This window comes from Porphyrobacter sp. AAP82, assembly GCF_000331285.1.
In the GTDB taxonomy this organism is placed as follows: domain Bacteria; phylum Pseudomonadota; class Alphaproteobacteria; order Sphingomonadales; family Sphingomonadaceae; genus Erythrobacter.
This window is the reverse complement of the sequence record NZ_ANFX01000042.1, coordinates 1-5,812: the sequence shown is the minus strand read 5'-3', so window position 1 is coordinate 5,812 and position 5,812 is coordinate 1. Positions and strand designations below refer to the sequence as shown.

Genomic DNA, 5,812 nt, shown 5'->3' with positions numbered 1-5,812 from the left:
GATGGTGTAGCGGACTGCCTGGTTTTCCAGGTGGTGAGATCGGGATGTTGGTGGTGGAGACGGTTGGTCCAGCCCCACTCGCGGATGGAGGCGGCAATCTGGGCGACCTGTTCGTCCGAGTGCGTGCGGGAGTTGCGCGCATAGGGCGTGATCTTCTCTATCGGCCAGAGCTCGCTGCTCTGGGCCGGCCAGTTTTGGGTCATGAAAATTCCGATGAGATCCTGACAGATCAGCTATAGCGGCGATCTTGCCAATTTTTGCCAAAAGTGGTATTCGCGCCCTCATGAGCACGATGAACATCTCTTTGCCGGACACGCTGAAGTCGTTCGTCGACCAGCAGGTCAGCACCCGGGGCTACGGCACCAGTAGCGAATATGTCCGTGAGCTGATCCGCAAGGATCAGGACATCCAGAAACTGCGCGGCCTCCTGCTGGACGGCGCGGCATCAGCTCCGACGGCACCTGCCGATGAGACCTATTTTGCCGGGCTTCGCGCCAGGGTCAGCCAGCACGCTGCTTCGTGAAGTCGCTTCCCGTGATCCCTCGCGAACTGGCGAGGCTGGATGCTGAGCAGGCAATCGATCATTATCTCGCCGAAGCCGGTCGCGATGTCGCATTCGGCTTCATCGATGCGCTTGAGGCCACCTACGCGCAGATTGGTGCAAACCCCTCCGGCAGTACGCCGCGATGGGGGCAAGAACTCAATCTAACGGGTCTGCGCAGCCAGAAACTGAAACGCTATCCCTACCTCGTGTTTTTCATGGCACGTGAGGACCACGTCGATGTCTGGCGCATTCTGCATGCCCAGCGGGATATTCCATCGTGGCTTCAGGACGGCGAAGAAGACTGACACCCCTATCCGGGCTCAGATCAGTTCGAGCTCGGTCAGCACCTTGGCTGTGTCGAGCAACTGGTCAGTCCGGACCGTGATTTCGATGGTGCAGCTATCGGCGGTTGCACTGGCGTATCGAGCACTTCTTTAATGAAGGAGATTGTCATTGGCCTGAGCTTCAGGCCCCTGGCAAAACTCTGCGCGTGGACTCCCGGGTCATGGAGAAGGCCGAGGTTGGCGAGACTGCCAGCGCGGACAAGGGGTATGAGGCCCGCCTCGAGCAGGTAATCGACGAGGCATCGATCCCTGAAACCAAGAAGGAACGCCTCCGGGCAATGAAGAAGGAGGAGCTCCTCCGCGAGATCATCGATAACGTCGGCAAGCGGGGCGGTGCAGGTCAGAACCTCCAGAAGGTCATATCGGTTGCCATGCTGTCAGAAGGCTGGGACGCAAAGAATGTGACCCACATCATGGGGCTGCGAGCCTTCACATCACAGTTGCTATGCGAACAGGTGATTGGTCGCGGGCTGCGCCGTGTCGGCTACGACAAGGACGAAAATGGGCTTTTCCTGCCAGAGTACGTAAACGTCTTTGGTGTACCGCTTTCGATCTACGAGCCCGGTGAAGATGGGGATGCCCCGCCGCCACCAAAACCCAGCACTCAGATTGATGTGGTGCCTGACCGCGCCTCATTTGAACTAAAGTGGCCGAATGTCCTCCGCATTGAGACGGTAGTGAAACCGGAACTGGCAGTTGAATGGGCAAAAGTCGAGCCATTAACCCTCGATCCAGTCGCCACAGTGATCAGTGCCGAAATTGCTCCCGCACTCGGCGGTGCTGCGGACATGAGCAAGGTGACGGCTATCGACCTGTCCTTGCTGCCTGAGGACTTCCGCCTTCAGCGACTGACATTCGTCGCCGCGCGCAAGGCTTTTGCCGAACTAAGAACTAACTTCAGGGGCAACGAGGAATACCTCGTCTTCCAGCTTATCCGGCTAGTCGAGGTATTTCTAAGTTCGGACAAGATCGACATTCCATCGCTGTTCCATAGTGACCCGGTCCGCCGCCGTATTCTCATAGCGCTCAATATCGACCTGGTCGTCCGGCATCTTCTCCGCTTCGTAACCGAGCAGAATACCACTGCCCTCACGCCTGTGTTCGACGAAGAGAATCCGATTGGCAGCACCGGCCAGATGCGGGCGTGGTACACCACCAAGCCAAACATGCCGACTGACAAATCTCATATCAGCCATGTGGTTGGCGACTCGGCGTGGGAACAGTACGCTGCGAACGTTTTCGAGAGCCGTGATGATGTGACCGCGTATGCCAAGAACGATCATCTGAACTTTCAGATACATTACCTTTGGCAGGGATCCCGCCGCCGCTACATTCCCGATTTCATTGTCAGGCTTGCGAACGGGAAGACATTGGCGCTGGAAATCAAGGGAACCGACAGCGAGCAGAACAAGGCCAAGCGCGAAGCGTTGGATGAATGGGTGCGAGCAATCAATTCCGTGGGAGGATTTGGGCAATGGTCGTGGGATGTAGCGTTCGATCCGAGCGAGGTCCACGATATCGTCTCAAAGCATATGGCAGCATGACACATCCTTGGGGTTAAGATGCATCTTGATGATATTGTTCAATCCTACCTTCAAAGTGCCGATCGGCTATATGGAGATTTCCAATGCCTGAAATCGATTGGGCGCCAATACCTAATAGCGAAAAGTTAGCGATCTTAGGCATTCTGCCAGATCCTTGCATCCTAGTTGATGAAGATGGGGATCTAGGAAATCCTGGCACCCTGACAGAAAGAGTTCATTTATTCACCTTCACTTACACCTCGCCCTTGCTTGAAGACGCGTGGTTTTTTCGCCGAGCTCTAATTTCAGGTCAGCAGGAATGGATATACTTTTTTGAAGGGCTCTTAGATGCGGACGTCATCAGAATTGCCGGCCTAGGACCGCCAAACGATGAAACCGCTATCCGAATGTATCTTCGGATAGCAGACCATACATGTGAGACATTTCCCAAAAAGATAACCTGCGAAAGTGGGTTCAAAGCCGAAAAATCATGGCTCCTGAGATGGTCACACGTCGGATATTATCGTGACTTTCCCGACCTACTAGAGAGCGATTTTGCCTCTTGTGAATACCTGTCGGGCGAATAGGCGTAATCTGCAACCAAATGGTTGGATTCGGGTAGCGTTTAGCTTTTGGCTGCCATCTCTAAATCAAATCCTCTTCCAAATATAAAACATTAAAATTCAAGAGCTTGATTGCATCCACCAAAACAGATGCAGTCGAGAGCTTTGGAGAATATCAGGCCTAAGAGAGCATATTCGCGCCGGCACCACACATGTGCAGTGGAGAGGTTGATGCCTATAACCCTTGAAACACACGGGATTTTTCGTACCGAACCCATGGAATAGAATGATTCCAATGGGTTGAATGGCGGAGAGGGTGGGATTCGAACCCACGTTACCGTTGCCGGTAAACCGCATTTCGAGTGCGGCGCATTCGACCACTCTGCCACCTCTCCGCGAGGTCTGGCGCGCGTATCGGGCTGCCTTGGTCGGGAGGCGGCGGGCGTCAGAGCCGCGCCCGTTAGCCCAAGGTTTCGCCCTTGCCAAGGGGGGCGGGCGCACAAAATGCGGGCATATCTGGCGCGTGCCGCGCCGGGCATGCTTGTTTTGCGCGGGCAATGGTCCATATTGCTCCGCATGGAACGTGCTGAGTTCTTTTCGAGCCAGGCCGGACGCACCATCATCGCGCCGCGCCAGACCCGCGCCCGCTTCGGGATCGGCGATGTGGTCCGCCACCGCCTGTTCGCCTTCCGCGGCGTCGTCTTCGATATCGATCCGGTCTTCGCCAACTCCGAAGAGTGGTACCAGTCGATCCCCGAGGATATCCGTCCGCAGCGCGACCAGCCCTTCTACCACCTGCTCGCCGAGAACGACGACAGCTCCTATGTCGCCTATGTCAGCCAGGGCAACCTCCTCGCCGATCCGCAGGGCGGGCCGGTCGATCACCCGACGGTGCGCCAGCTGTTCGACAGCTTCAAGGACGGTCGCTACCGGATGCGGGCCTCGCTGACGCACTGATCGCGCGCGACGCTTACGCCTTGGCAACCTTGCCCTGCTAATGCGGGGCCCATGGTGCCCCCCGACCAGCCCGACAACGCAAGGATGGCGCAGCTGCGCGCTGCGCTGGAGCGCGAGCTTGGCCCCGAGGAAGTCGTGCTGTGGCACGGCTGGCAACTCGCCCGGCTCGATCCACGGCTGTTCGGCATCTACCTCTTTGCCATTCCCTGGACCGCCTTCTCGCTCGGCTGGACCGGGATTGCTGCCGGCGCTGTTGCCGGCATGGGCGACGAGGGTCCGGGGATCATCGCCTGGGCCTTCCCGCTGTTCGGCCTGCCCTTAGTGGCGGTCGGTTGCTGGATGCTCGCGCGTCCCATCGTGCCGCTGTGGGAGAAGGGCCGCGTGCTCTATGTCGTCACCGACCGCCGCGTGATCAAGCTCGCGCTCGGCCGGAAGCTCGAAGTCAACACCGTGCCCGCCGACCGGATCGGCCCCGCCCAGCGCAGCGAGAGCCGCGACGGGGCCGGCACGCTTAGCCTGGCGGTCAGGATCGGGCGCGACAGCGACGGCGACAGGCAGACCGAGCACTTCGTGATCGGCGCGGTCGAGGACGTCATGGGCGCCCAGTCGGCCATCGCCCGGATCGCCGCGCGCCCGCTCAGCTCTTGAGCTTCCAGCCGCTCCTCAGCAGCGCATAGATCCCCGCCGCCAGCGCCGCATTCAGCACCAGCAGCCCCGCACCCGCCGCCGCGACATGTGCACCATCGCCGATGTCGCTCGCGCCCAGGAAGCCATAGCGGAAGCCCGAGATCACGTAGAAGAACGGATTGCAGCGGCTCACCGCCTGGAACACGCCGTTAAGGTTCTCGATCGTGTAGAAGGTCCCCGACAGGAGCGAGGCGGGCGCGATAATGAAGTTCGAGATCGCGGCGGTGTGATCGAACTTCTCCGCCCAGATCGAAGTCGCAAGGCCGATGATCGCCAAGAGTGCCGATCCCATCAGGCCGAACCACAGGACCGCCCAGGGGTGGGCCATGCCCAGCGAGACCCCCGGCCACAGCGCCATCGCCAGACCGACCGCGCATCCCACCATTACCGCGCGGGTCAGCGCCGCGCCAAGGATCGCCGCCATCAGCTCGCCGGGCGACAGCGGCGGCATCAGGTAATCGATGATCGTCCCCTGCATCTTCCCGCCCAGCAGCGAGAAGCTCGAATTGGCAAAGGCGTTCTGCATCATCGCCATCACGATCAGCCCGGGCGCGACGAAGGTGGCGAAGGGCACGCCCAGCACCGTGCGGCCTTCCCGCCCCAGGGCGACGGTGAAGATCACCAGAAACAGCAGCGTCGTGAAGGCCGGCGCCCAGATCGTCTGCGTCTGGACCTTGAGAAACCGCCGCACCTCCTTCATATAGAGCGCTGAAAGCCCCACGCGATTGATGCCCGTGATCACGGGGACACCGCGCGGGGTGAACCGGAAGCTCCCGCCGGTCTTGTCATCCGCCGTCACTTGCGTCACGGGAGCACCGCCGCCGGGCGGGTTTGCAGTTGGGTTATCGGCCATGGGCATGGTGCCTAGGCGGTGCCCGCGTCGCTGACAAGCTCCGGCCCCCCGGCCCCGGCCGGACATGAGGAACAGGTAGAACTCTATGAGCTGGACTGACGAGCGCATCGCGACGCTCCGCAAGATGTGGGAAGGCGGCGCGACTGCCAGCGAGATCGCCACCGAACTGGGCGGCGTCAGCCGCAACGCGGTGATCGGCAAGGCGCACCGTCTCGGCCTCAAGGCGCGCCCGTCGCCGGTGAAGGCGAACGAGAAGAAGAAGCCCGCCGCCGCTGCGCCCTCGCCCAAGAAGCCCGCCGCACCCGCGCCTGCCGCCAGCCCGCGCACGCCCGAGCCGGCCG

9 protein-coding genes and 1 tRNA gene are annotated in these 5,812 nt (G+C 60.2%); 7 read left to right on the top strand and 3 right to left on the bottom strand.

What is annotated here, in order from left to right; all coding sequences use genetic code 11:
* Positions 1-203 (bottom strand): hypothetical protein (locus tag D620_RS16855; RefSeq protein WP_026092213.1); only part of this gene is annotated, 203 nt, incomplete at its 3' end.
* An 80-nt stretch (positions 204-283) separates the two neighbouring features.
* Between D620_RS16855 and D620_RS0113505 the strand changes: the two genes are divergently transcribed.
* From D620_RS0113505 to D620_RS16480, 4 genes are all read left to right on the top strand, one after another.
* Positions 284-523: a type II toxin-antitoxin system ParD family antitoxin gene (locus D620_RS0113505; protein ID WP_017666352.1), complete on the top strand. Its 240-nt coding sequence runs from the start codon at positions 284-286 to the stop codon at positions 521-523.
* Positions 520-849, top strand: a complete 330-nt coding sequence (locus D620_RS0113500) for a type II toxin-antitoxin system RelE/ParE family toxin (protein WP_017666351.1) — start codon at positions 520-522, stop codon at positions 847-849. Before D620_RS0113505 ends, D620_RS0113500 begins: the two co-directional genes overlap by 4 nt.
* Positions 850-1,049: 200 nt before the next feature.
* Positions 1,050-2,432, top strand: a complete 1,383-nt coding sequence (locus D620_RS15410) for a hypothetical protein (RefSeq protein WP_196795294.1) — start codon at positions 1,050-1,052, stop codon at positions 2,430-2,432.
* An 83-nt stretch (positions 2,433-2,515) separates the two neighbouring features.
* Positions 2,516-2,998, top strand: coding sequence for a hypothetical protein (locus D620_RS16480; RefSeq protein WP_147417966.1), 483 nt, complete (start codon positions 2,516-2,518; stop codon positions 2,996-2,998).
* A gap of 281 nt (positions 2,999-3,279) precedes the next feature.
* Here D620_RS16480 and D620_RS0113490 read toward each other — a convergent pair.
* Positions 3,280-3,369: transfer RNA gene (locus tag D620_RS0113490), tRNA-Ser, on the bottom strand.
* 181 nt (positions 3,370-3,550) lie between these two features.
* Between D620_RS0113490 and hspQ the strand changes: the two genes are divergently transcribed.
* Positions 3,551-3,931: a heat shock protein HspQ gene (hspQ, locus tag D620_RS0113485; RefSeq protein WP_017666349.1), complete on the top strand. Its 381-nt coding sequence runs from the start codon at positions 3,551-3,553 to the stop codon at positions 3,929-3,931.
* A gap of 51 nt (positions 3,932-3,982) precedes the next feature.
* Positions 3,983-4,579, top strand: a complete 597-nt coding sequence (locus D620_RS0113480) for a hypothetical protein (RefSeq protein ID WP_017666348.1) — start codon at positions 3,983-3,985, stop codon at positions 4,577-4,579.
* Here D620_RS0113480 and D620_RS0113475 read toward each other — a convergent pair.
* Complete coding sequence (locus tag D620_RS0113475; protein WP_081596611.1) at positions 4,569-5,471, bottom strand: ABC transporter permease; 903 nt, start codon at positions 5,469-5,471, stop codon at positions 4,569-4,571. The two genes, D620_RS0113480 and D620_RS0113475, sit on opposite strands and share 11 nt — an antisense overlap.
* Positions 5,472-5,556: 85 nt before the next feature.
* On the opposite strand from D620_RS0113475, the gene D620_RS0113470 reads away from it, so the two are divergent.
* A partial coding sequence (locus D620_RS0113470) for a GcrA family cell cycle regulator (protein ID WP_017666346.1) occupies positions 5,557-5,812 on the top strand: 256 nt, incomplete at its 3' end.

Bases quoted from the DNA above. Each gene is read 5' to 3' on its own strand.
- D620_RS15410 (WP_196795294.1), top strand. From the start codon at position 1,050: ATGGAGAAGGCCGAGGTTGGCGAGACTGCCAGCGCGGACAAGGGGTAT.
- hspQ (WP_017666349.1), top strand. From the start codon at position 3,551: ATGGAACGTGCTGAGTTCTTTTCGAGCCAGGCCGGACGCACCATCATC.
- D620_RS16480 (WP_147417966.1), top strand. From the start codon at position 2,516: ATGCCTGAAATCGATTGGGCGCCAATACCTAATAGCGAAAAGTTAGCG.
- D620_RS0113480 (WP_017666348.1), top strand. From the start codon at position 3,983: ATGGTGCCCCCCGACCAGCCCGACAACGCAAGGATGGCGCAGCTGCGC.
- D620_RS0113505 (WP_017666352.1), top strand. From the start codon at position 284: ATGAGCACGATGAACATCTCTTTGCCGGACACGCTGAAGTCGTTCGTC.
- D620_RS0113475 (WP_081596611.1), bottom strand. From the start codon at position 5,471: ATGGCCGATAACCCAACTGCAAACCCGCCCGGCGGCGGTGCTCCCGTG.